Annotated in this window: 15 protein-coding genes and 2 riboswitches; of the genes, 6 read left to right on the forward strand and 9 right to left on the reverse strand. The window is 47.5% G+C overall.

From position 1 onward, the window contains the following. Positions 1 to 169 precede the first annotated feature (169 nt). From QE390_RS23490 to QE390_RS23505, 4 genes are all read right to left on the reverse strand, one after another. Complete coding sequence (locus QE390_RS23490; RefSeq protein WP_307144156.1) at positions 170 to 1,408, reverse strand: MFS transporter; 1,239 nt, start codon at positions 1,406 to 1,408, stop codon at positions 170 to 172. Next, positions 1,402 to 1,773 carry a DMT family protein gene (locus tag QE390_RS23495; RefSeq protein WP_106635967.1) on the reverse strand — a complete coding sequence of 124 codons (372 nt, stop codon included), beginning with the start codon at positions 1,771 to 1,773 and terminating at the stop codon, positions 1,402 to 1,404. The genes QE390_RS23490 and QE390_RS23495 overlap by 7 nt, the downstream gene beginning before the upstream one ends. 216 nt (positions 1,774 to 1,989) lie before the next feature. Further along, entirely contained in the window at positions 1,990 to 4,131 is a 2,142-nt protein-coding gene (locus QE390_RS23500) for a TonB-dependent siderophore receptor (RefSeq protein ID WP_307144157.1), read from the reverse strand. 43 nt (positions 4,132 to 4,174) lie between these two features. Continuing rightward, complete coding sequence (locus QE390_RS23505; RefSeq protein ID WP_106635969.1) at positions 4,175 to 4,792, reverse strand: cytochrome c biogenesis protein CcdA; 618 nt, start codon at positions 4,790 to 4,792, stop codon at positions 4,175 to 4,177. A gap of 93 nt (positions 4,793 to 4,885) precedes the next feature. Continuing rightward, a riboswitch (cobalamin riboswitch) is annotated at positions 4,886 to 5,158 on the reverse strand. Positions 5,159 to 5,267: 109 nt separating this feature from the next. Next, positions 5,268 to 5,530, forward strand: a riboswitch (cobalamin riboswitch). Positions 5,531 to 5,696: 166 nt separating this feature from the next. Between QE390_RS23505 and QE390_RS23510 the strand changes: the two genes are divergently transcribed. From QE390_RS23510 to QE390_RS23530, 5 genes are all read left to right on the forward strand, one after another. Further along, the gene (locus QE390_RS23510) at positions 5,697 to 8,063 is read left to right on the forward strand and encodes a TonB-dependent receptor (protein WP_307144158.1); all 2,367 of its coding nucleotides are present in this window, start codon (positions 5,697 to 5,699) and stop codon (positions 8,061 to 8,063) included. Positions 8,064 to 8,109: 46 nt separating this feature from the next. Further along, the gene (locus tag QE390_RS23515; protein ID WP_307144159.1) at positions 8,110 to 9,645 is read left to right on the forward strand and encodes a PepSY domain-containing protein; all 1,536 of its coding nucleotides are present in this window, start codon (positions 8,110 to 8,112) and stop codon (positions 9,643 to 9,645) included. A gap of 17 nt (positions 9,646 to 9,662) precedes the next feature. After that, positions 9,663 to 10,994, forward strand: coding sequence for a cobyrinate a,c-diamide synthase (locus QE390_RS23520; RefSeq protein ID WP_307144160.1), 1,332 nt, complete (start codon positions 9,663 to 9,665; stop codon positions 10,992 to 10,994). Beyond that, positions 10,987 to 15,243 carry a cobaltochelatase subunit CobN gene (locus QE390_RS23525; protein ID WP_307144161.1) on the forward strand — a complete coding sequence of 1,419 codons (4,257 nt, stop codon included), beginning with the start codon at positions 10,987 to 10,989 and terminating at the stop codon, positions 15,241 to 15,243. Before QE390_RS23520 ends, QE390_RS23525 begins: the two co-directional genes overlap by 8 nt. A 319-nt stretch (positions 15,244 to 15,562) precedes the next feature. After that, complete coding sequence (locus tag QE390_RS23530; protein WP_307144162.1) at positions 15,563 to 18,721, forward strand: TonB-dependent receptor; 3,159 nt, start codon at positions 15,563 to 15,565, stop codon at positions 18,719 to 18,721. A gap of 115 nt (positions 18,722 to 18,836) precedes the next feature. Here QE390_RS23530 and QE390_RS23535 read toward each other — a convergent pair whose 3' ends face one another. From QE390_RS23535 to QE390_RS23550, 4 genes are all read right to left on the reverse strand, one after another. Next, positions 18,837 to 19,118, reverse strand: a complete 282-nt coding sequence (locus QE390_RS23535; protein ID WP_307144163.1) for a hypothetical protein — start codon at positions 19,116 to 19,118, stop codon at positions 18,837 to 18,839. Positions 19,119 to 19,291: 173 nt separating this feature from the next. Next, complete coding sequence (locus QE390_RS23540) at positions 19,292 to 19,747, reverse strand: RES family NAD+ phosphorylase (protein ID WP_307144164.1); 456 nt, start codon at positions 19,745 to 19,747, stop codon at positions 19,292 to 19,294. 5 nt (positions 19,748 to 19,752) lie between these two features. Further along, positions 19,753 to 20,265, reverse strand: a complete 513-nt coding sequence (locus tag QE390_RS23545; protein WP_307144165.1) for an antitoxin Xre/MbcA/ParS toxin-binding domain-containing protein — start codon at positions 20,263 to 20,265, stop codon at positions 19,753 to 19,755. A 124-nt stretch (positions 20,266 to 20,389) separates the two neighbouring features. Next, positions 20,390 to 21,694, reverse strand: a complete 1,305-nt coding sequence (locus QE390_RS23550) for an esterase-like activity of phytase family protein (RefSeq protein WP_307144166.1) — start codon at positions 21,692 to 21,694, stop codon at positions 20,390 to 20,392. A gap of 252 nt (positions 21,695 to 21,946) precedes the next feature. Here QE390_RS23550 and QE390_RS23555 point away from each other — a divergent pair, with 252 nt between their 5' ends. After that, positions 21,947 to 22,396: a hypothetical protein gene (locus QE390_RS23555; RefSeq protein ID WP_307144167.1), complete on the forward strand. Its 450-nt coding sequence runs from the start codon at positions 21,947 to 21,949 to the stop codon at positions 22,394 to 22,396. 548 nt (positions 22,397 to 22,944) lie between these two features. On the opposite strand, the gene QE390_RS23560 is transcribed toward QE390_RS23555, so the two are convergent. Continuing rightward, on the reverse strand, positions 22,945 to 24,492 hold the full coding sequence (locus QE390_RS23560) for a glycoside hydrolase family 32 protein (protein WP_307144168.1): 1,548 nt from the start codon (positions 24,490 to 24,492) through the stop codon (positions 22,945 to 22,947). Between the last annotated feature and the right edge of the window lie 10 nt (positions 24,493 to 24,502).

Consider the following 24,502-nt stretch of genomic DNA (forward strand, 5'->3'; position numbering starts at 1 on the left):
AAAATGCTTTGACTGCCATCGGCCAGAGGCCTGCACTCCGCTTTGTCGCTCGGCAGGGCCAAGCGACTGCGGTAGGAAAATAGAAAACTTGCCCACAAGAAACAAAGCCAACCACTAAGTAAGGTCCTTCGCTTCGCTCTGGATGACGGGCTGCATTGTAAGTAATAGCCTAGGCAACCTGAGCTTTTTCACTGGACTTCTGCGTTTCAGGAACGCCCAGCCAGACGAGGATAAGAGCGGCGAGGGCAATGGCGGCGAGGACCAGAAAAACCGTTTGAAAATTACTCCGTTGAAGTAAAAAGCCCGCAAACGCATTACTTAACGAAGCTCCTAGCCCCACCGCCGTAGCAATGGCTCCCTGAACGGTGTTAAATAAACCAGACCCCTGCGTTAAATCCGATACGATGAGAATGGATAATACGCCAAAAATTCCGGCTCCAACCCCATCCAAAATCTGAATGCATACCAGTAATACTTCATCGCTGGTAAGAGTATAGAGTACGCCTCGAATCGGCAAAACCAGAAAAGCGATCAGTAACAACCGTTTGCGGCCCGACGAAGCCTTCTTCCCCACCCAGGCACTGACGGGAATCATGACAACTTGTGCAACGATGATACAGGCCGACATATACAGTGAGGCTCCTCCAGCATCGGCTTTCAGGGAGAGACGCTGCCCCAGTAAGGGTAACATAGCAGCATTAGCAAAATGAAACAACACACAAGCCAAAGCAAAAAGCAACAGAGAAGGCTTGGCCAATAATGATTTCCATGGGCTTGCCTCGCTCTCGTTGGCTTCCCCACTGCCGCGGGCTAGCTCGTCATTGATCTCTTCGCTCTTGATTTGCCAGATACTTAAGCTGCTTAAAACGGACATCAGGGCCAACAACACGAAAATTCCCTTACTGCTTAGAAAGTAACCAATCGTACCCGCCAGCAAAGCCGCTACGACATTACCCGCATGATTAAACGTTTCGTTGCGACCAATACGGGCATCCAGAGCCTGATGGCCCACCAGTCCAAGCGTGATCGCGGCCACGGCGGGTGTAAACCAGGCAGCAGAAATGCCCATTAACACCTGACTACCCATAATGACGGGGTAACTGGGCAGCAGGATGGTAAGCAGAGCGGCCACGGCCATTAAACCGGAAGCCAGTATCGTAAACAACTTTTTTCGTGTCGTACGATCCACCAGTATCCCAGCGGGCGTTTGCATTACTACGGTTGTAATACCCATTACGGACATGGCAATGCCAATGTCCTGAGGCTTCCATTTTAAGCTGACCATCAGATAAATAGCCAGATAAGGGCCCATACCATCGCGAACGTCGGCGAGTAGAAAATTGGCTTTGTCCAGTGCCGACAAACTTTGCCGGGAAGGCTGCGGAGTAACGGTAGAAGAGCTTACCATTTCTTGAAAATGAAAAACACCGCAATTACTAAAAAGACAAACCCAACGGCATGGTTCCAGGCCAGTCGATCCGTTTTAAACAGATATACCGTCATCAGCGTAAACACCGTCAGGGAGACTACTTCCTGAATGATTTTCAATTGGAAGAGAGAAAAGGGCCCTCCCGTCTCGTCCGAGCCAATGCGGTTGGCAGGCACCTGGAATACGTATTCAAAGAAGGCTAAGCCCCAGCTCAGGGCAATGATGCCGAATAAAGATAGTTTCGCCAGTTGGGGCCATTGCTTTACCTGCAAATGTCCGTACCAGGCCAGCGTCATAAAGGCATTTGAAATGGTTAATAGAGCAATACAAGCTAATCCTTTCATGGTTCAAGTTTTGAGTTTGTATACTGAACTCTTTTTCTCAGCCATCCGCCAGCGGAAATGCGTATTTTAATTCATTTTTAAGCTCGCTATTTCTACGTTATCACTAAATAACCAGCTAACTATCAAACCATTAATATCCTTACCAAACGTTTATTACTAAGACAAAAGGCCTTCCCCAATGGGAAAGGCCTTTTCATACTCAAAACAAGCAGTACTTTAAAACTGAAGGGCATACCGTAACGAAACACTCCGGCCGGGCATGTTATAACCGCGTTTTTCGTAGTAGTTTTCGTCTGTTAGGTTATTGAGTAACAAAGTCAGTGTGTGCTTTTTCTCAAGCGTATACGCAGCCACCAGATCAACCACCATGAATGGCGTATACTCAATTTCCGGATTCAAGGCATCTGTATAATCAATGTCGCGGCGGGTACCGACATAGCGGCCCGTTAATCGCAGACGCAGGTTTTTACGGTTATCAAATTCCAGTCCGTAATTGACATTGGTTTTCGCTACATTGGCAATCATCCGTTCCGTCCGGGATTCATCCGTTCCGACAATTACCTCCTGAGCTTTGAACATCGTTGTCAGGTTACCAAAAAGACGAAGGGCGTGTTTCTGATTATAACCAAAGTCATAACCCGCCTCCGCTTCCAGACCGTTTATATCCGAATCGGCGGCATTAATAAACGTAGTTCTCGAAACAATCACATCCCCATTGCCAAGCGGCTCATTTACCGTCCGTACGACGCGAGCAATGCGGTTTTTCACCTGAGTAGAGAAATACGTTGCATTAGCGTAGAAACCCTGATGCTGGTAATCCACCCCCACATCCCAGCTCCAGCTACTTTCATTCGCTAAGTCAGGGTTTCCGCTGGTTACGGCAATTTTCCCGGCGGTGGTTCGGGCTTCAGAATACCCCGCTACATTGTAAGCATCGGGGGTTACAAAGGCACGCCCTACAGTCGCTTTGATTCTTAAATGCTGAGGCAACTGATAGGTCACCCCCAGGTTAGGACTCAGGAAGGGATTGGTTTTCTTCCCCGCCCGGTACGACGTTAATAAAGGGGTTTGCTTGACATCAAAAGTAATCTGATCCCAACGCAGGCCGGGTTGGATCGTTAGTTTATCAACGTTCAGCGTTGCCTGGGCGTAAAAAGCCGAAGAAATCAGAGCATAATCGGGCTGCGTGGGAGCACGCTCGGTTGTAGCATCACTCCAGCGGCGACCCTGCGTCGAGGCATTGGTATAATCATAACCCAGCACCAGCGAATGCTGTCCTAACTTCCACACATCTTTCACCTGTAAACCCGACCAGGCATTTGCCGTGCGATTCGAGCGGTAAGGGATGACGGGTTTACCGGAAGCATTCAGGGTATAGTTATTATTCGCCTCATCGGCAGTAAACACCTTCAGGCTAGGCTGGTGAGCACCGATTTGTCCGGTTAAGGAAGCTTCCAGCGAAGCCCGCTCAACATCCTTACTGCTGGCTTCCGTAATTCCGTAAGCAATGTCACCGGGGGATTGAACATTGCGAGCCTGGAATCTTTCGCCGCGAACGTCTACCCGCCAGTTTTCCGCAATCTGGTATCCTAATCGCAACGCTCCTGAATAATACCGCAATTGGGTGTAGGGCCGCGTCTGGCCATCGTCGCGACGATCATCTACTTCTTCACTCGTACCCTTGGCGTAATACTTCACGGCGTTTTTAAAACCGAACGCATTTCGTAGCCAGTTGTCTTTCCCGATTTTGTAATCTTTTCCCCGTTCAAAATAAGCGAAGGATAAATCGTAATCGAGTTTGCTGGTCAGGTTACCCCCCGAAGAAAAACCAGCCTGAAGCGTTTGAAAACTACCATATTCGGCAAAAGCGTTTCCGGTAGGCGTTCCCTTCGAACGACGGGTAATCACGTTAATCACCCCTCCCATGGCCTGTGAACCGTATAAGGCCGAAGCAGGACCTTTCAGAACTTCAATGTGGTCGATGGCTGATAACTGAATCGTGGAAAGATTCGTCGCTCCCGCCGGACGACCGTCAATGAGTAATAACGTCCGCTGATTCAAGCCCGAAAACTGCGGACGGAACCCACGGATTCCCACCCCCGAGGAAAGGTTCGGATACTGAATCACCTGTACGCCCGCCGTTTTTTTAACTAGGTCAGTCAGATCGTTCGCAGGTGTTAAGTCCAGATCCGTCCGATTAATCAGTTTTAACGTTTGGGGAATGCGATCCAGTCGGGTTTCGGAACGGGTAGCCGTTACCACCACCGGATTAAGATTGCGGCTGGAATCAGCCGGAGTTTGAGCTAAAGCCTGGTGAGCCAGCAGAGCCAGTCCCAGCGAATAAGGCGTAAAACGCATGTAAAAATATATAAAATGAAAAAGGGGAAAAAAGTGCTAAGGGTTACTGAAAAGATTCGTAAAGGGTTACGAATCCAATGAGGATGGAGAAAATACCTACGGCATAATTGATGATTACCAGGGCTTTCTCGGCCCGCTGCACGACCTGCTTCAGCGAAAAAGCCAGAATGCAACCGTACAAAGTCATCGCTACGATAATGCCGAGGCTTTGCAGAATGATAATCCAGACGGCGGTGCTGGCATCTTTGGCCGCCAGGGTCAACGCTACGGTACAGGCTCCTCCCGTTCCGGCCAATCCGTGGATCATGCCTACTCCGAAGGAACGGCTGATTTTGGCCTCTTCCGGCGTTTGAATGGGTGCCGGAACAAAATTTCGCCGGATGGCTACTACCCCCAGCCAGATCATTAAAGGGCCCACCAGAAACTCCACGTAGGAAGCCACCTCTTCCGAGATCTGGGATTTCAGCAGCAGAATCAGACAGGCAAAGAGAATCAGCGTAAAGGAATGCCCCAAAGCCCAGTGCGAAGACCGCCAGATGACTCGCCAAAGCTGGCCTTTTTTTCTTTCACTGGCCAACACGGAAACGGCGGCCATGTGATCGGGTTCAAAGGAATGTTGTATCCCCAACACCAGCGAATCGAGTAATAAAGGATTGATCATTTGTTTCCCTTTTAAATGTATACACGGGAAACAGGACAGAGGTGGAAACACCTCCTAAGCATTTGAAGCCTCCTGCCTTTCTTCCCGAAAGCATGAATGGTATGTTCAACAGGCAGGTCTTCTGGCTCTTTCCACTCCAAACGCCTTCCCCCAGCACGCTGGAGTGGCATTGATGTTTAGAGTTTACTTAGTTGTCCGTTTTTAGTTTGCCGTTTTCAGTTAGTAGTAAACTAATTGAAAACCGTAAACGGCAAACTGTAAACTAAGTAGAAATTACAGCAGCGGGTACTGCTCCGGGATTGCACCGGATTCCCTTTTAAGCTTCTTCTGACGGGCAGAAAAGGCACCAATTGAGCCGCGAAAGTACGATTATTTTTAAGGTTCAGACCTTACCTGGAAAATTTATTATTGAATGTAAATCCATAAACGGCTGAATTATACCCTACTTTTGTCCCCTCATTCAAGTTCTTTACTTCATTTTTCCACGGAAAAAGGTTCTGCTTAACTGCAGATTAATAGGGAATCGTGTGCAAATCACGAACTGTCGTGCAACTGTAAGTTCCGGTAACGTTTTGAGTTTAAGGTTTTGAGTTTAGGGTTCGTTTGTTAACTCTAAACCCAAAACTCAAAACCCAAAACCTACAACTCCTTTACAATAAAGCCACTGTATCGTTACGATATGGGAAGGCGTCTGGGAGGGGACGAGTCAGGAGACCTGCCTTTATTCTTAGCTGATCATGCTTTCACGGGTTAGAGCGTCGTCAAAGGGGAGTTTATGGATGGTAGGCACAGACGTGCATGCACCGTCGCGTCTATACGTAAACTCTACTGACTTCTTCTGTTTCCCTGATTTCTGATTGACTGGAAGGTAAGCCGAGAGCTTTTAACCTTTTTGTTAAAAGTTATGCTCCCCACTTCTACTTCACGATTGAGTAGTAAAATCATTTTATCTACCCTGGCATTTATTCTTAGCGTCTGCCTAAAGGGTTACGCTCAACAAAAAAACGGTTCACTCGAAGGCCGCGTTGAAACCGAAAAACAAGAACCCTTACCCGGCATTTCCATTCGCCTGGAGGCCACTACTTTTGGCGTTACCACGGATGCCGAGGGTAGTTTTCAGCTACTAAACATTCCTACCGGTACTTATACGCTAACCATCAGTGGGGTGGGTTATGAAGCATATCAAACTCAGGTAACGGTGAAAGCCGGCGAACGTCTGCCACTACGTTATCAGCTCAATCAAAAAACGCACGAGCTCTCGTTAGTAACCATTACCAGTCAGCGAAACCGTTCGTTTTCAGCCCTTAACAAAATCGACGTTCCCATTCGTGATTTGCCTTTGTCAGTCAGTTCAGTTACGGTCAAAACCATCGAACAACGCGGCATTGACGATCTGGGCGATGCCATGAAAAATACCACGGGTGTGCGTTCCAATAATACCTACGGTGGTTTTCAACACTTTACCATTCGGGGTTTCAGCAACTTTGTGTTATTGGTGGACGGTGTTCGCGATGAGCGGCATAACATCTCCACCAGTGCACCCAACACCAACCTCGCCAATGTCGAACGGATCGAAGTTTTAAAAGGCCCCGCTTCGGTACTTTTTGGGCACTCGGCTTTAGGGGGTATCATTAACATCGTTCGTAAACAACCCACGGCTGATTTCAGAGCCAATTTTTCGGCCAGCTACGGGAGCTTTAATACCCGCCGCATGCGGGCCGGAGCGGGTGGTTCCATCAACACCCAACTTCGTTACCGCATGGATTTTGGCGTGTCTGATACCGACGGATTTCGGCAGGCGGGTGTGGCTACCAATAATGCGTACGTAGCTTTGGAATATACGCCCACCAGCAAAGATTACTTTTATCTTGCCGTGGGAGCCAACAAGGATGTTTACCGAACCGATTCAGGCATTCCAGTACTGGCAGGCGGGGCTCTGGTACCCGGCATGGATGTCACGACTCGCTATAATGATCCTGCTGATTTTCTAAAACACACACGGACGGATTTCCAGCTTCGTTACGTGCGGGAGTTAACGCCCCACCTGAAACTCTCGAATCAGCTTTCCTATTCGGATGATAACATTGACTATTTCTCAACGGAAGAATTAAGCCTCAATTCCCGACTCGATTCCATTACCCGCTCGTTCCCCTATTACTTCAATCACCTGACCAAACCCCTCCAAAACCAGTTGGAGTTAACCTATGACTGGAATACAGGCAAAATTTCGCAGAAAGTATTGTTGGGCTATTCGCTGAACTATCTGGACCGAAAAACGTACAACGGTACAATTGATGGGCCCGGCAAGTTTGCTAAAATTCCAGTTGTCAACCCTATCGAAAACCAGGGCTACCTCAACTATTACGATACTTACTACCGGGCTACGATAGAAACGGTTCACGGCATTTATCTACAGGATTTCATCCGTTTTTCCGAGAAAATCAAAGCCTTAATCGGATTACGTTACGACCTCTTCAAAGGAGATTATTATACCGATCAGGTGGATCGGGAACGTCACGTCACCTCTTACGGGGCCACCTCAACCATTGCTCGTAATGCCCTGACGTATCGACTAGGGCTGGTGTATCAACCCATTGAACCATTGTCGGTATACGCTTCTTATTCAACTTACTTCAAGCCTTCCCGTCGCGTGGCCCCCAACGGCGAGACCTTCGATCCCGAAACGGGTTATCAGGCGGAAGTGGGTTCCCGACTGGAATTATCTTCCAGGTTTTCGGCCACTGCCTCCATTTACTACATGCGGAAAGATAATCAGGTGGAAAGTTTGTCCGGTGGTATCTTCAAACGCATAGGTTCAGCAGAATCAAAAGGGGTTGAAATAGAAGCTCAGGGTAATCCAGTCGCCGGACTTGATCTTACGGCAGGTTATACCTTCACGCAGGCTCAATATTTACCTTTTGCCAGTGCCGAGGTAAATTCCGTTGCCGGAAACGCGGCTATTCTCGCTCCCAAACACTTGGTGAATGCCTGGATTAATTACAGCGTTCAGCAAACGACTTTGAAAGGCTTAAATGCCGGAGCAGGCTTTAACTTCCAGAGCAAGGCCTTCGCGAACGCTGCCAATACGTACCAATTACCCGCTTACAAAACGGTTGATGCGGCCCTGGGTTACCAGATGAGCCGGGTAGGTATTCGGGCCAATGTGAATAACCTGTTCAACGAACGTTACTTTACAAACGTAATTCTAACCCGGCAGTTTTATCCCGGAGCTACCCGACATTACCTACTCACGATTAGTTATCAACTCTAAACTCTTAAGCCGCTGGTCTGAAAATCAGCGTTTTTTGCCATGTTCTGTGAAAAGATTTACTAAAGCGGTACGGCTGATTCATCGGTATCTCGGGTTTGCCCTGAGCCTGATTTTTCTCATCTGGTTTCTGTCGGGAATCATGATGATGTACGTGTCGTATCCCACCCTAAAATCCCATCAGAAGCTTCAGCAAACGGCCAAGATAGATTGGAGTACCTGTCTGCTTACTCCGGCAGAAGTTCTGGAAAAAGCAGGGCTCAGTGATTCTATCAAATCTATCCGTCTGGGCATGGTATTGAATCGTCCGGTCTACCGGATCATTACTTTACAAAACTGTCACCTGAGTCTTTACGCTGATTCCGCTACCGTTCTGCCCTACGGGAATGAAGCCTTAGCCCGTAAATTAGCACAAAACTGGACAAAAGCGGAAGTCAGGCAAGTCGAAAAACTAACCCAAATTGATCAGTGGATGGCTGCCCACCGCTACCAGGGCTATCTGCCTGAAGTGTATCGACTGAAAATGAACGACGGTGCGTATGTCTACGTTTCCCCTTTTTCAAATGAAGTCGTGCAAAGTGTTACGGCTCGTCAACGCTTCCTGGCCTGGCTGGGCCCCATTCCGCACTGGATCTATCCGACTTTTTTGATCCGGCAACGGCCCGTCTGGAGTCAGGTAGTCATCTGGATTTCGGTAGTGGGCTGCGTAATGTGCCTGGCTGGCATTGGGATGGGCTTCCTTCGTTTTACACGAAAAAATCCCGATTCACTGGCTTTTAGTCCTTACAAAAAACGCTGGTTTCGCTGGCATCATTATACCGGATTTATCTTTGGCTTTTTCGCTTTCACCTGGGTTCTGAGCGGATTATTTTCCATGAGTCCCTGGAACTGGGCCCCTTCCAGCCGACTTTCTCTCAAAGAAACCGGGCAGTGGATGGGCGGTCCGCTTAACCCTACACTCTTCACGGTTACTCCCGCCCATGCTTTTCAGAAGTTGTCGAAGGATTTAACGATCAAAGAAATTCAGTTGATTCAATTCAACGGTAAGCCCTATTACCTGGCTTTTCAGGACGACCATCATACCCGACTTCTGTTAGCGAATCAGACGGGAGCAGATCCCTTTGAACGTTTTGATTCAGGGGCAATCGAGCAAAGCATTCGTACCTTGCATCCCCAAAGCCCGGTATTGGAAACAAAAATTCTTACTGCTTACGATGATTACTATTACTCGAAAAACGGAGAAAAACGATTACCGATTTTACGAGTAAAACTGGACACCCCGGAACAAATCTGGTATTACGTAGATTTAAAAACGAGTCAGGTAGTCTATAAACATCAAAACCTGACCCGGCTCGAACGCTGGCTCTATCACGGTTTGCACAGCCTGGATTTTAGCTTTCTATTCTACCGCCGACCGCTTTGGGATATTACGCTCATCGTCTTATTACTCGGGGGCATGGCTACCAGTAGTACGGGTTTGGTCTTAACCTGGAAATGGCTGAAACGAAAGATTTCAAAAGCCAGAAAGGCATTAACCAGTAGTTCTAAAAACACTGTTGATAAGTCAGTTATCAATTCTAACTAAAGTAGCACTTGAGTATAATGAACGTGACACACTTCATGATTGCGGCTCCCTCCAGCGGCTCCGGAAAGACTACTCTGACGCTGGGGTTACTCCGCGTGCTGAGGCAACGGGGTTACCGCGTTCAACCTTTCAAATGTGGCCCGGATTACATTGACTCGCGTCATCACGCTACGGCAGCCGGAAAAACCAGCCTGAATCTGGATACCTTTCTTTCTTCAGAAGCTCACGTAAAGGAGTTATATACCCGATACGCCAGCCCGTCGGACATCGCCGTAAGTGAAGCCGTCATGGGCCTTTTTGATGGATCGGATCGGATGCAAAACAGCAGTGCTCACCTGGCTACCTTACTTAATATTCCCATCATTCTCGTCGTAAATGCCAAAGCCATGGCCTATTCGGCGGCTCCGCTTTTGTACGGATATAAACACTTTAAACCCGAAATTCAGATCGCAGGGGTCATTTTCAATAACGTCAATACCCCAACGCATTACCAGTTTTTGAAGGAAGCCAGTGAAGACGTGGGCATTGAAGTGCTCGGCTATTTACCGTCAAACCCCGATTTTGAGATTCCCTCGCGGCATTTGGGTTTACATATTTCTTCGGAAACCGATTACGAAGCCATTATTCAACGCATCGCCGATGCCCTTCCGCAAACGGTTCAGGTAGATCGGTTACTGGAACTATGCAACCGTGAAATTTCCACTCTCCAACGGAGCAGCGGACGGCCATTCAAACACTTTCGAATGGCCGTAGCTCAGGATGAGGCTTTTTCGTTTTATTACCCCGCCAATCTCGAGGCGTTGAAACCATGGGCTGATCTTACCTTTTTCAGTCCGCTTGAGGATGCCGTTTTACCCGAAACGGATTTTCTGTATTTGCCCGGCGGTTATCCTGAACTACATGCCCAAAAGTTAAGTGAAAACCGTTCGATGCTGGAAAGCATTCGTGCCTACAGTGAAAACGGAGGAACCACTTATGCCGAATGCGGAGGGTTGATGTATTTGGGAAAAAGGATGACCAACGATGCCAATCAAACGTTTGACATGGTCGGTCTTTTCCCTTACCAGACGACCATGCAAAACCGAAAGTTAACGCTGGGGTATCGCCGGATGCACTGGAAAGGCCGGGAATTTCGGGGGCATGAATTTCATTATTCCAAGATTCAGGAAGATGAATCGTTACCTTCGGTTGCGACGATCACCTCGGCGAAAGGAGCCCCCGTAACTACCAAACTTTTTCAGTATCAGAATACATTAGCTACTTACGCTCATATCTACTGGGCGGAGCAGCCCGAATTTATCATGGACTGGCTTGAGCAATCGGGCCGCCTCACTACTAGCCATGTCTGAAATCAAGCGGCAGCGGGTCATGCGACCCGATGGCAAAGCCATTAATATCGTCCAGCGACGCGGACATTTATCCTATTGTTACAACGCCTGCTGTTGCGGTCGCACCGACCGGGGGTATGCCCCGGTGCTGGTGGACGTGTATAAGGAAGAATGGCTTCGCCGGAAAATGCGTAACAAGGTGCACCTAACCAAAGGCGGCTGCCTCGGCCCCTGCACGCTGGCCAACGTAGCGACCTTGCTATTCGACGGACATTCTGTGTGGTTTCATTCGATTAACAGCGAATGGCACATCCGGGCAATTTTTGATTACATCGATTCGATGATTGCGGCGGATCGGTTCTTAACGCCCCCGGCTGAAATCAGCGAATTTGTATTTCAATATTATACCTGGAAGGGTTCGGAGACCTCAACGCTGCTGGGTATTACGCCATCCCCCACGGACGGAATCGTCTTTCTCACGCACGCGGATACCGACTTATTAACCCTGAGTCGGGCGATGCAGGATTTATCCGATGATTTTCCGAAGACCCTGGGTATGAGTTTGCTCGCCATCAAAAGCGAAGCCCACATGGCTCAGTTACTGGAACGGGAAATTGGAGCGGCTCAAATTATTATCGTTCGGATTCACGGTCGCCCCAGTAGTATTCCGGGCTTTGGTGAACTGGTTAAACGGGCCAAAGAGCACCATCAACACCTGATCGTTATTAGTGGAACGGGCGATTTAAACCCAGAATTTGCGGCGATTTCGAGCGTTTCTCCTGCCATTCAACAGGACGTATTAGCGTATATACAGGCGGGAGGTTATGCTAACTTAACGTCCCTGTTGTACTACGTTGCCGATCATTTATTAATGACAGGTTTTGGATCGGAAGCTCCATTGACCCTGCCCGAACACGGCATTTACCATCCAGAATTACCCGAAAATGCGGAATGGAGTGACTGGCAGCGGTATTATCAGCCTCAGCTTCCTACCATCGGTATTACCTTCTATCGTTCCCACTGGATCAGTGGAAACACGTCTTTTGTTGATGCCCTGATTCGTTCGCTGGAAGAAAAGTCAGTGAATGTATTACCCATTTATACCTCTTCCTTAAAAACGGTAAACCCTGAAACCCGACAACCTTATGCCTTTGATTTTTTTAATCAGGGCGTTCGGATTGATGCCCTGATTAACACGGTTTCCTACGCCATGACAGACGTGCGGGCAACGGGTAATAAGCCGCAGGAAAGTTTACTGGCTCTGGATGTACCCATTCTTCAGGCCATTACCAGCGGCATGGGTCGCATTCCCTGGGAGTTATCCAGCCGCGGGTTAAGCCCCTTGGATACGGCCATGAACGTAGCCATTCCCGAATTTGACGGGCGAATCATTACCGTTCCGCTTTCATTCAAGGAAAAAAATAAGGAAGTAACGCATTACGAGCCCGTCGAAAACCGGGTGGAACGCATCACGGGACTTGCCTACCGAATGGCCCGGCTTCGTTACATCCCGAACCCTCAGAAGAAAATTGCGTTTATTTTTACGAATTCCAACAGCAAGGCTTCCCAGATCGGAAATGCGGTAGGACTAGATGCTCCGGTCTCCTTAATGCAGATGCTGGAAGCGATGCTGGCGGAAGGGTATCGCGTGGATAATCTTCCAGAAAGTGGCACTCAGCTCATTCATGAATTAATTGACCGCTGTTCGTACGATGAAACCTACTTAACGCCCGAACAACTTTCCCGGGCCATTGCCCGCATTCCGGCCAAAACCTACGAAGGTTGGTTTAAAGAGTTACCCGAAGCGTTGCAGCAGAAAATGCTAAAGCAGTGGGGACCCCCACCGGGTGAAACGTACGTTCACGAGGGCTGTATTTCTCTGGCGGGTATTGATCTCGGCCACGTGGTGGTGTTATTGCAACCGCCCCGGGGGTACGGCATGGACCCGGATGCCATTTACCACCAGCCCGATTTACCCCCCACGCATCATTACTACGCAGCTTACCGCTGGATCAGAGAAAGTTACCGGGCCGACGCCATCGTTCACGTAGGGAAACACGGCACATTAGAATGGTTACCCGGCAAGGGCATTGGTCTTTCCGAAAACTGTTTCCCCGATGCCATTCTGGGCGATATGCCCCTGTTTTACCCCTTCATCATTAATGATCCCGGCGAAGGCTCGCAGGCCAAGCGACGGGCTCACGCGGTGGTGGTAGATCACCTGACGCCCCCCATGACTTCGGCAGATAGCTACGGCGAGCTGGCTCAGTTAACGCAGTTGGTCGATGAATATTATCAGGTAGAAACGCTCGATCCGGCCAAGCTGCCTTTGCTGCAACGGCAAATCTGGGAGTTAATTCAACAGACCAATTTGCAGGCGGATCTTTCTGCGATGCTCAGCCGCGATCACGGCGATCATAAACACGAATGGGACGATGAGCTAACCCCGGAAGGCGTGCCGGTGACGCTGACGGAAATGGCAGGTAAGGACATTGCCCACCTCATCGAAGACATTGACGGATACTTGTGTGAACTGGGGGCCGCCCAAATTCGAAACGGACTGCATACGCTCGGACAAATGCCGCAGGGCGAGGCTCTGGTTGATATGCTGCAATCCATGACGCGGCTTTCCAATCTGGATTACCCATCCCTGCCCGACACCATCGCCCGGATTTTTGATTTGCCTGATTTACATCAGCCTAAAGGGCAGCGATTACCCAGCGTTCGGGCTGATTTTCAGACCTTAGCCAGCCGACCCATCATCACGCTTTCCGATGCCCTTGAAACCATTGACGAGCTAGGGAAGCATCTGTTTTCGCTGCTGGCCAAGTATCATTTTCAGCCTTCCCGCATTGATCAGGTATTGAGCGAAACGTTTTTAAAAGACGCTTCCAGCTTGCAGTCACTGAGGCCCATTTTAGTATACGTTTGTACAAAACTAATTCCCAACCTGGCTCAGACCGAAAACGAGATTCATCACTTGTTACATGGACTCTCAGGTGGTTACATTCCTGCTGGACCTAGTGGGGCTCCCACCAGGGGCATGGCTCATATTCTGCCCACGGGACGCAATTTTTACGCTGTAGACCCACGAGCCCTGCCCTCACAGGCGGCCTGGGAGGTAGGTCAGCAACTGGCCCGCGAAGTACTGGATCGGCATAAAAAAGAAACGGGCACGTATCCTGAAAGTGTGGGGATCAGCATTTGGGGCACCAGTGCGATGCGAACCCACGGCGATGATGTAGCCGAAGTATTGGCTCTGCTCGGCGTTCGTCCCATCTGGCAGGCTGAAAGTAGGCAGATTACTTCGGTAGAAGTCATTCCCATCGAAGCATTAGGGCGTCCCCGAATTGATGTAACGACCCGGATCAGTGGATTTTTCCGGGATGCTTTTCCGCATTTGATTGAGTTAATCGACGAGGCCGTCCAGCAGGTTATTGCTCTGGATGAGTCAGATGAGCAGAATTTTGTTCGTAAACATTACCTCCGCGATTTAGCCGAGCTTTCCGAACTGCCCATTGAAGAAGCCGAAGAGCGGGCCAGCTTCCGCATTTTTGGAGCGGCTCCGGGGAGTTACGGAGCCGGAATATTACCCCTGATTAACGAAAAAAACTGGCAAACCGATGCCGACTTTGCTCAGGCTTATGTGAACTGGGGGGGCTTCGCGTACGGTAAAAGTGCTCAGGGAGTGGACGCCCGACAGGAATTTCAACAACGACTCAGCACCGTTCAGGTGGCCTTACATAACCAGGATAACCGCGAACACGATATTTTCGATAGTGACGATTACCTGCAATTTCATGGCGGAATGATTGCCACCATTCGTAGCCTGACGGGTCAGCAGCCGAAGCATTATTTTGGTGACTCCCAGAATCCAGCCCAGCCCGTCGTGCGGGATTTGAAAGAAGAAACCCTGCGGGTGTTCCGTTCGCGAGTGGTTAATCCGAAATGGCTGGAAAGCATTCAGCGGCACGGCTATAAAGGCGGGCTGGAGTTAACAGCTACGGTGGATTACCTCTTTGGATACGATGCCACGGCTCAGGTCATGGAAGACTGGATGTACGAAAAAGTGGCCGAAACCTACGCTCTTGATCCCGGATTACAGCATTTTTTTGAACAAAGTAATCCCTGGGCTCTCAATGCCATTACCGAACGACTACTCGAAGCCGCCAAACGCGAACTCTGGGAAAACCCCAATCCTGAAACCTTACAGGCCTTGCAACAGATGTATCTGAAGAGTGAAAGTTTATTAGAGGTGCGGTCGGAGTAAATTTGTTGGACTATTGGCCAGCATTCGCAACCGTGTTGTGGATGCTGGCCAATAGTATTTACCATGCGGTAGCGTCGCAGATGCTGTTCCCCTGAATCCGCGTTGGAAACGCGGACTAATCTTGTAACCAGTTTTTGTCAACTATTGTACAAAACCAAGAGCGATCTACCATTTTTTCCTATTCTTTCACTAGAAATGGCATTTTGTAAACAATGGGGAAACATTGCACGTCAATAATTCAATGTAACATAACAGATCATTAATATCTAAAAAATGTTGTCTGGGGATATTTGGGCCGTAGTATAAACATGCATATACCATGGTCAATCTCCCCAAATTTTTATTAATCTTTATTCTGTTTATTGCTCATTTTTCCAGTGCTCAAACCAATTTGGCGGGTGTTGCTGGAAAAATAACGACTCAGGACGGCAAGCCCCTGGATAAGGCTACCGTACAGATTAAAAATGAGTCTACTGGTTTTAAGACCGCTACCATTTCAAATGAGAAAGGTGAGTTTCTCATGAAGGAATTGCCCCTGGGTTCTCCTTATTCCGTTACGGTTCAGTACGTAGGAATGGCGACCCAGACACAAACTGGATTTTCACTCAACCAGGGGGACCTTTTACAGCTTTCCTTCCAGTTGGCAGAAAAGACGGAACAGTTGCAAGATGTAGTTATTTCTGCAACTTCTTTAGGAAACAAGATCGAAAACATCGGGACAGCCACGGCGGTAACGGCCAAGGACATCAATCGACTGCCCGTCAACGGACGTAACTTCAGTACTCTTTCAGACCTTTCTCCCTTAAGTACGGGTAATAGCTTGGGTGGGCAACTAGGCTCTGCTACCAATTACACCATTGATGGTATGGCTGCGAGGGGAACCATTGCCGGGGGGCAAACTGCCGGAGCCTACAGCATTACGATGGAAGCGGTACGGGAATTTCAAGTGGTTACGAATCAATATGACGTTACGTATGGCAATGCAGGGGGTGGTACCATTAGTACCGTTACCAAATCGGGTACTAACACCCTCAGCGGGAGTGCCTTTACCTTCTTAAGAACCAATGGACTTGCAAGCCGCTACGGATTGAATGGACAGCCTCGAAACTATCCTTTCCATACGTCTCAGTACGGATTCTCGCTGGGTGGTCCTATCGTCAAAGATAAAGCTCACTTCTTTGTGGCCTGGGATCGTCAGGAAAGTACCTTACCTCTATTGATTGCTCCGATTCAAACCACAGCCGATGTTCTGCGGTACAACATTACCCAGGCCACAGAAGATCAGTTTTTAAAGATTGCCCGTAGCAAATACGGCGTTGGCAATGCTCCGCAATTTGGTCAGTTTAACCGCTTCAAAAATACCCATGCCCTGTTTGGTCGTATTGACTGGCAGCTCAACTCCAAAAACCTGCTGACGATTCGTAATAACTTCATTTACGATATGGATAACCAGTCGGACGGCGATAACACTACTATTAACCTCTATGAAGTATACAGTACCCGTAAGAGTATGACGAACAGTTTGATGGGTTCATTGCGAACAACCATCAATACGAAAGTGACGAACGAGTTGAAGTTGCAACATTTTTGGGAGTATAACCAAATGTTTGCCAATCCCCAGTTACCCTCGGATAACATTCCGAGAGCAACGGTTGGTAATATTGCATCAGTTAACCCGAGTGACACTACCAAATTCTTGTATACCAACGTTCAGCTCGGTGGTCAACGCTATGGAGGTGATTATTTCAATAACCACCTGATCCAGCTCGTAAACAATTTGTATGTAAATACTAACAAATTCAACTTTACGTTTGGAGCGGGTCTGACCTATACCAAACAGAATTCGATTTACGGTAGTGAAACCAATGGTCGTTTCTGGTTTACTGGTTTAACAGCCTTCAATAATCTGGCCCCTTATCGCTTTACGCGGGACGTATATCTGAATAACAATCATAACATCATCTTCGATATTCTTTGTCCCAATGTATACGCTCAGGCACAAACGACGATCAGACCGGGTCTGGACATCACCGCTGGGATTCGTATCGACTATACTGACTATCTGACTCGGGCTAACTTTAATCAGACGGTATTCAACACGCTGGGCTTACGCACCGATAATAAACTAACCACGCTTCAGGTACAACCTCGCGTACAGGCTACCTGGGACATCCATCAAAACGGTAAAGATATCATCCGTGTCGGCGGTGGTATTTTAGGATCGGCGTTGAACCCTTACTCTATGATTAACAATATGTTATTCGATGGTAGTAAGATCGTAAGTATCGACGTAACCGGAAATCTGGTTCCTACCCCCGATTTTCCTGCCTACCGTAAAAATCCCGCTTCGGCTCCGGGCGTCGACTTAGTCAATAACACCAGTGTTCCGAAACTCTACACCATTAACATGAATGGTAAGGATGCTAAAGTACCAACGGTATACAAAATCAACGGTTCGTATAGCCACTTCTTTACTCGCAATTTCCGCATGAGTATCGCTGGTTACATGTCTTTTGCTCGTAATAACTACACGTATATCGACAAAAACATGGTAGACCAGCCTTTCTTCACCTTATCACAGGAAGGAAATCGTCCAGTGTATGTTCCTGCATCTAGCATTAACACTTCAAACGGCTCTCAGAACTGGACGCTAGGCCGCAAAACAGACCAAGTGGGTCGTATTCTGGAACTGGAAAGCTTAGGGAAGGTAAATCAGGCTGCATTAGTAGTGGATGCGAACTACAAATACTACAAGGACGGCGAAATCGCAGCCTCGTATACCTGGAACCAGACGATGGATAATACTTCGTACAACGGAAACGTAGCTAATACGGCCACCTTGGTTCAGTACACGGCTGGCGATCCCCGTACATTGAACAAAATGAATTATTCGGACAACCATTTCAGAAATAAGGTAGTCGTATACGGAAATACCCCTTCGTTCTATGGCTTTAACCTGGGCGTTCGCTTCTCAGGATTCAGCGGCACTCGTTACTCGATGATTGTTAACGGTAACATCAACGGTGACTTCGTAGAAACGAACGATTTAGCTTTTGTTTTTGATCCTAACAAAGCCGAAACTCCCCAATACTTAAAAGACGGAATTAATGCTATTTTAAATAACCCCAAGGTGGAGAATAGCATGAAGGATTACATCCGCAATAGCTTCGGTAAAGTTGCCGAACGCAATGGTGGCGTTAACCCCTTCTATGGAACTGTTGACATGCGTTTGACTTACAAAATGAAAACGTTCCAGAAACAATACGTGGAGCTTTCCTGCGACCTGTTTAACGTGGCTAACATGCTGAAGAGAGATTGGGGCGTTAACCACGCTTTAGGAGCTACTGCCTTATTATCCCGTGCTGGATTTGACCCCACTAACAACAATTACAAATACGCAGTGAATACCAACGCCGGGGTATCTAACCTAAGCGGCAACCCTTATCAGTTCCAGTTGGGTGCCAGATATGGTTTCTAGAACTATACTCTAAGGTAATTAACTTATTTTCAACAAAAGGCTGCCCGGAATTCGGGCAGCCTTTTGTTTGGTATTTCTATGCCTTCGATTGATAGATTTTACTCCAATCTAGTCGCTATTTAATATAAACTTGAAAGGTACTAATAAGATGGAGAGAGTCTTTTCCAACTTTAGAATATGTGCTGCCAGCGAAAAAGCTGGCAACGGCCACGATGGCAGTAGCTCGTTTGACTATTTTAGTATTAAAAATATTTCTTGTAAAGCGGTAGAAACTACTACTCATATTAGTTTCTAACTGAAGGCAGTTAGGTGCCGCCGCTGCCAGCGTGGCCTGGCCAGCTTTTTCGCTGGCAGCATAAACATATGATGGAGTAAGCCTCTTCCAAATTAAGAACATGTGCTGACAGCAGATTTTTGAGCTATACGAGTGAAGCACTCCATAGAGACCATCCAGCCTCAATATCTTCTAAAACAGACCAGGTTTTGAAGGTAGCTAACTAACAAAAAGTATAAGGAATGATGGGTAAGGCCCTTTCTTTCTCCCTAAATAAAAGAGTTGCGTTTTTTCTATTACAAACGCTCATCCCGCGTATAATCCTCCACGGCAATAACTTTCACCAGATCGTAATACCTGGGGAATAAAGGATTTAAAACGACATTATATTCCTGCGGTAAAACGGCACTTCTTACTTTGAAGCCGAGGTATTCTTTTGCTTTTAAAATCCTATCGCCCTGATGTTTCAATGCCAGATTTTCGGTCATCCGCCAGTCGATAGGTAATGCTTCGTCCTGAACTTCGTAAAGTTGAGCAGAGTCGTCAATTTCGATGGTCATGATAAAGAGGTTTGGTGGCAGTTCGGAGTCATCCACGTGCACCAATAATTCCAGCATAGCCAACGCCCGGCTTTCGCTGGTATATAATGCGAAAACGCCTTCGTTGTTCCAGCGACCACCGAACAATGAGGCCCCTAAGCCGCTTAGATCATTAGCTCGCTCCTTCTTTTTTGCGATTCGATAAACAATCATGAATACTACGAATACACTCCTTCCTCGATTCGTCCCAGAATTTGGTTGACCAGTTTAATGCCCGTAGGCGTATTCAGTAAATCAAAAGGCCTTTGTCCGCTCAGGGCTTTATTTTCCTTATGCAACCAGCGGTTGAGTTTGTCAGGATCTTCGAAAAGGGTGAGGCCCAGAGCGATGGTATGGGCAATTTCAATGGAAAGAGAGGAGACGAGCGTATTCAACACGTCCGTTTTCTTTTTCCGGGCCAGCGTTTTATAAGAAAGGTTCAGCAGTTCGGCCATGTCTTTCATGGGAATGTCCAACACATCAGCCAGGTGTTCGAGTGATGCTTTAGGAATGCCTTTTTCGCTGGCCGTCAGAAAATCCAGCCCGGAAACGGGTTCGTTTTCCATAAAATGCGTACTTCCTAAAATCAACCAGGTAATGGTATTGGCAGGAGCTTTTTGCCGGACCATCTCCGTTACTATTCCCAAATTCCAGCCGGAGTCAGGCGTTACCGAAACCATTGATGTTTTCATAGAATGGACATTTGACTCAAATATATGGAAAAATGTCCATTCGCTACTATGCAATAATAAAAAGGTCTGAAAATCAATTAGAAATTGACTTTCAGACCTTCAGTACTTAACAATAATAGAAATGTTATTTCAGTGGCGTAGCCAGATTAACGAAGTAAATACGGTTTCGGTCTACTTTACCAGTAGCAGGTAATATCTTGGCCGCAAAACCGTTGGCACCGTTATCAATGACACCGAAATCATCGTCATTGGAAATAGCCAACGTACTATTGCCAATCAAAGCAAGACCTTCGGCTTTGTCGTGCGGATACACGGGGTTGATCTGAGCCAGCAAATCCAGCACCAGCGTTTTCGTAACGGGCGTAATACCCGCACTTTGCAAACCAGCCGTGTTCTTAAGTTGCTCTACCGTTTGCCCGTTATAGAGTTTTCCATTTTCACCATTGGCAGGATCAGAAATGTCCGTAGCTCCGGCCAGATCAAATTTGAATACTTTCTTGAACTTAGCTGGTTTGGCTGGATCTCCGCCGTAATTACCGTCCCGCTCCAGAGCCAGGAAGGTCGTATTCGTAATGGCTGCTACTTCACTGCAACCCGTCAGGCTGGAATTTTCCATGACGTAAGCATACTGATGAGTTTCTCCGCTAGTAATATCGAAAGTTAATACCCGCAGAATGGTTCCCCCCGAAACTGCCGAAGAAGAAGGGTTATACAGAGGCGATTGCATTAATCCTACCAGCGTTTTGCCATCGGGAGTAATCGTCAGACCTTCCATACCGCGATTGGGACGGCGTTTAGCCAATACCTTGGGCAGGACACGGCCTCCCGTTCCTGAACCGAAGGGGTTAATACGTTCAATCGTTTTTCCCGAAGCGTCGAAGTGAACAAGGTGAGGGCCGTATTCATCACTAACCCAGAACGAGCCATCAGCCGCCCGCACGAGTCCTTCCGAATCCAGTCCATCGGAGTCTGGGTTTAAGGTTTTACCCGTTAAATCCAGGGGTGTTTCGCCCGTGCTACCCTGACCAGAAGGGTTAGGAAGTCCCGTCAGAAGCTGACCAGCGGCATTTTTCAGAAGAATGGTTTCAAGTAATACCAATTTATCTCCGTCCCGTCGGAACTTGCCAATTTGTGGTGTAAAATCAGCTTTGCCAAAAATAATGGAGTTAGCCGCTACACCTCCTGAGTTCGGCCCCCGGTCGGTTAACAGATAAAAAATATTGGGATCATTGGGATCAGTAGCCAGAGCCGAACCGAAACCGCCGTTATAAATCACGGTACCGTTAGGAGCCGTGGCCAGTATTTTAGGGTCAGAGGCTTCCGCAAAAAGGGGGAAACCAGCTGGAGGAAAAACGTGATCGGTACAGGCTGCAACCGCTAACAGCAGAGCCCCTGCCGTTAGAAAAGAAGGTACATATGGAAGCTTCATGGGATAGTAAGAAGTTAGGCCACAAAGCTAGGAGTGAGAATATTACGGAATCATGATATTATACGAGGTAATGTTATAAAAATGTGAAGGTTTTTATACCTTCGTTTTGATACGGAACCAAGGATATTTATAGTAGGTAATGCCAGCAAAAAAATAGAGCATCGACATTCATACGTTAGAAAAAGGAAGGTTTTATAGTGTATTTTGATGATCAATTAGTAAACTTTAAACCCCATCCAACCCAGTATTGTAATGATGAAGAAAGGCCTTATCTTTTTCTGTTCTGTAGCTATAATCGCTGTTATCTACTGGCGTTACCCATCGAAACCTGCTATAGACCATTTTACTATTATTGAAGCTGGGATTGAGCATCTTTTCAGGCATCAAAAATTTTCGCCAGAGTTTTACCGTCATCCGCTACAAATTGTAAAATCTTTTTACTTAAGTCATCAAAACGGGAAACGTCTCAACCGGAAGCCTTACTATCTGATTGACAAAGCTCCTTGCTCCAACGAACGAGATTGGCAACATCCTTTGCCTTATCTGGAAATCTGGGGCATCGTGCCGCTAGCAGATCAGGCGATTCGTTTACAGCTTTTTTTCAATTCTATTGGAAAATGTTATACCCTGGATTTGTACGAAGAAAACCATCAATGGAAAGTAAGAAATAGTAATTATGCTAATATAAAAATGGGATGTTAGACGAATGATGCCAGCGAAAAAGCTGGCATCGGCTAGGCTGAAGTAGTTGGGGTTGTCTCTTCTCACTGTCATCAGAGCGAAGGACCTTACTTATGCTTTTGCAAACTTGCCTGGGTTAGTAACTCCATTCCCTTTTCTCTCGCAGTCGCTCGGCTCTAGCCGAGTGACTACCTAGCTCCAGGCCTCTGGCCGGTAGCATGCAAACCCCTAACTAGTTACAAAACAACTTTCCCAAACAAAACAGGCTGACTAATACCGGCCAGAAGCCTACCCTACTACAGCGTCACTCGGCTAGAGCCGAGCGACTCCCGGGGTGGATATGAAGCGTTAGACGAATGATGCCAGCGGAAAAGCTGGCATCGGCTGGGCTGAAGTAGTTGGGGTTGTCTATTCTCACTGTCATCCACAGCGAAGGACCTTACTTATGCTTTTGCAAACTTATCCGGGGTAGTAACCCCCTTTCCATTCCGAACAAGTTTTCTTCTCAAGTAAGGAGCCTCTGGCAGACCATGAGTAACCTGTGGTCTGCCAGAGGCTCCTTACTTGAGTTAATCCAGCTTTTCTACCGTGACGTTTTTAAAACTTCCCTTTCCACCTTCCGTGAACAAACTTACCGTTCCGTCTTTTTTAGTGGGGAAAACGTGGTCAGTAATTACGGCTTCGCCATCGTTAATGTATACTTCAACCATCGAGGCATCTACGAGGATGTGTAGCTTAACGGTTCCATTTTTAAGTTTCACCGGAGCTTCTTCCACGCTAGCAAAAGTCGGATTAAAATCCACTTTGCCTGACTTCCGACGATCAAACTGTACTTTACCATCTACATACCGAATAATCGTTTCTTCGTCACCTGATTTATAAAGCTTTAACCCTATTTCTTTGGCTTGCTCCGGAAGCAGCTCTGCTTTAATTTCCAGCCGTTCGCCCGTGGCTTTACCAAGAACCTTTTCGTTACTGGTTAAGGTTAGCGTTTTTACTGATTCCAGTGGCGTGCGTTTTAGCTTGGCTAAGGCCAGGTAAGGTTTCTGAATCAGAATTAAGCCTTTGGGCGTACGTTTGAGCGAAATTTCGCGGGGTAAAGTCATACTGCCCCGAAAAGGACTTGTAGGAATTTCCTTGGCGTACGTCCAGTTGAGAGCCCAGCCCAACGTAATGGGTTTGGTCTGCGATTTGGGCAAGTTATTAAATTCAATGGCCGCGTAATAGTCCTTGCCGTAATCAATACTATTACCCCATCCTGCCCGAGCTGGTTTTGGATTATCCTTATCCAGCGTGAAGGTTTTTCCGTCGTAATTACCCACAAAGTATTGCATCCCCACGAAGCCTTCCACCTGATGGCCCGAAGAAATATACAACACCCATTTTTTCTTACCAGGTTCATTTTCAATGGGGACTTCCATCAGGGCAGGGCACTCCCAGATTTTAGAAACGTCCCCCTGTTTGCCAAATTCTCCCGTCTTGGTCCAGCTTTTCAGATCTTTGGATTCGTAGAACATTGCGGTGTGAATATCCGGCTTCACCACCGACATCACCCATTTTTTCTGCGGCTCATACCAGAATACGTTCGGGTCGCGGAAGGACGGCGTGCCTAGTGTCAAGACTGGATTTTTAGCGTATTGGGTCCAGGTTCGGCCTTTATCTGTACTGTAAGCCAGATTCTGATGTTGCTCTAGTTCTTCGCCCTTGGCGTGCACGTGTCCGGTGTAAATGGCCACCATACAATCTTTGGTACCCGGAGGGCATACCTGACTTTTGTTACCATAATCAATGACAGCACTTCCCGAGAAAATCATGGTTTGGCTTTTGCCGTCGGGATTATCAAATTCGGGAATCGCGAGGGGTAAATGCTCCCAGTGAATCAAATCTTTGCTAATGGCGTGACCCCAGCTCATATGTCCCCAGGTGTCGCCAAAAGGATTGTACTGGTAAAAAAGGTGATACTCGCCTTCGTAATATAAAAGACCATTCGGATCATTTGTCCAATTCTTCTCTGGAGTAAAGTGAAAGGCTGGACGATACGCTTCAGTTGGCGTTTGGGCCTGTGAATAAGTAGCCGTCATGGCAGCTAGCAAACTCAGCAATAATTTCTTTTTCATAATAAAAGGT

Origin of the sequence: Siphonobacter sp. SORGH_AS_1065, assembly GCF_030818595.1 — a bacterium.
Taxonomy (GTDB): Bacteria; Bacteroidota; Bacteroidia; order Cytophagales; family Spirosomataceae; genus Siphonobacter.

What these genes read in the sequence shown, in the direction of transcription:
- QE390_RS23495 (WP_106635967.1), bottom strand. Translation starts at nt 1,773, where the DNA reads ATGAAAGGATTAGCTTGTATTGCTCTATTAACCATTTCAAATGCCTTT.
- QE390_RS23545 (WP_307144165.1), bottom strand. Translation starts at nt 20,265, where the DNA reads ATGAAAACATCAATGGTTTCGGTAACGCCTGACTCCGGCTGGAATTTG.
- QE390_RS23535 (WP_307144163.1), bottom strand. Translation starts at nt 19,118, where the DNA reads ATGTTCTTAATTTGGAAGAGGCTTACTCCATCATATGTTTATGCTGCC.
- QE390_RS23510 (WP_307144158.1), top strand. Translation starts at nt 5,697, where the DNA reads ATGCTCCCCACTTCTACTTCACGATTGAGTAGTAAAATCATTTTATCT.
- QE390_RS23550 (WP_307144166.1), bottom strand. Translation starts at nt 21,694, where the DNA reads ATGAAGCTTCCATATGTACCTTCTTTTCTAACGGCAGGGGCTCTGCTG.
- QE390_RS23540 (WP_307144164.1), bottom strand. Translation starts at nt 19,747, where the DNA reads ATGATTGTTTATCGAATCGCAAAAAAGAAGGAGCGAGCTAATGATCTA.
- QE390_RS23505 (WP_106635969.1), bottom strand. Translation starts at nt 4,792, where the DNA reads ATGATCAATCCTTTATTACTCGATTCGCTGGTGTTGGGGATACAACAT.
- QE390_RS23500 (WP_307144157.1), bottom strand. Translation starts at nt 4,131, where the DNA reads ATGCGTTTTACGCCTTATTCGCTGGGACTGGCTCTGCTGGCTCACCAG.
- QE390_RS23555 (WP_307144167.1), top strand. Translation starts at nt 21,947, where the DNA reads ATGATGAAGAAAGGCCTTATCTTTTTCTGTTCTGTAGCTATAATCGCT.
- QE390_RS23520 (WP_307144160.1), top strand. Translation starts at nt 9,663, where the DNA reads ATGAACGTGACACACTTCATGATTGCGGCTCCCTCCAGCGGCTCCGGA.
- QE390_RS23530 (WP_307144162.1), top strand. Translation starts at nt 15,563, where the DNA reads ATGGTCAATCTCCCCAAATTTTTATTAATCTTTATTCTGTTTATTGCT.
- QE390_RS23525 (WP_307144161.1), top strand. Translation starts at nt 10,987, where the DNA reads ATGTCTGAAATCAAGCGGCAGCGGGTCATGCGACCCGATGGCAAAGCC.
- QE390_RS23560 (WP_307144168.1), bottom strand. Translation starts at nt 24,492, where the DNA reads ATGAAAAAGAAATTATTGCTGAGTTTGCTAGCTGCCATGACGGCTACT.
- QE390_RS23490 (WP_307144156.1), bottom strand. Translation starts at nt 1,408, where the DNA reads ATGGTAAGCTCTTCTACCGTTACTCCGCAGCCTTCCCGGCAAAGTTTG.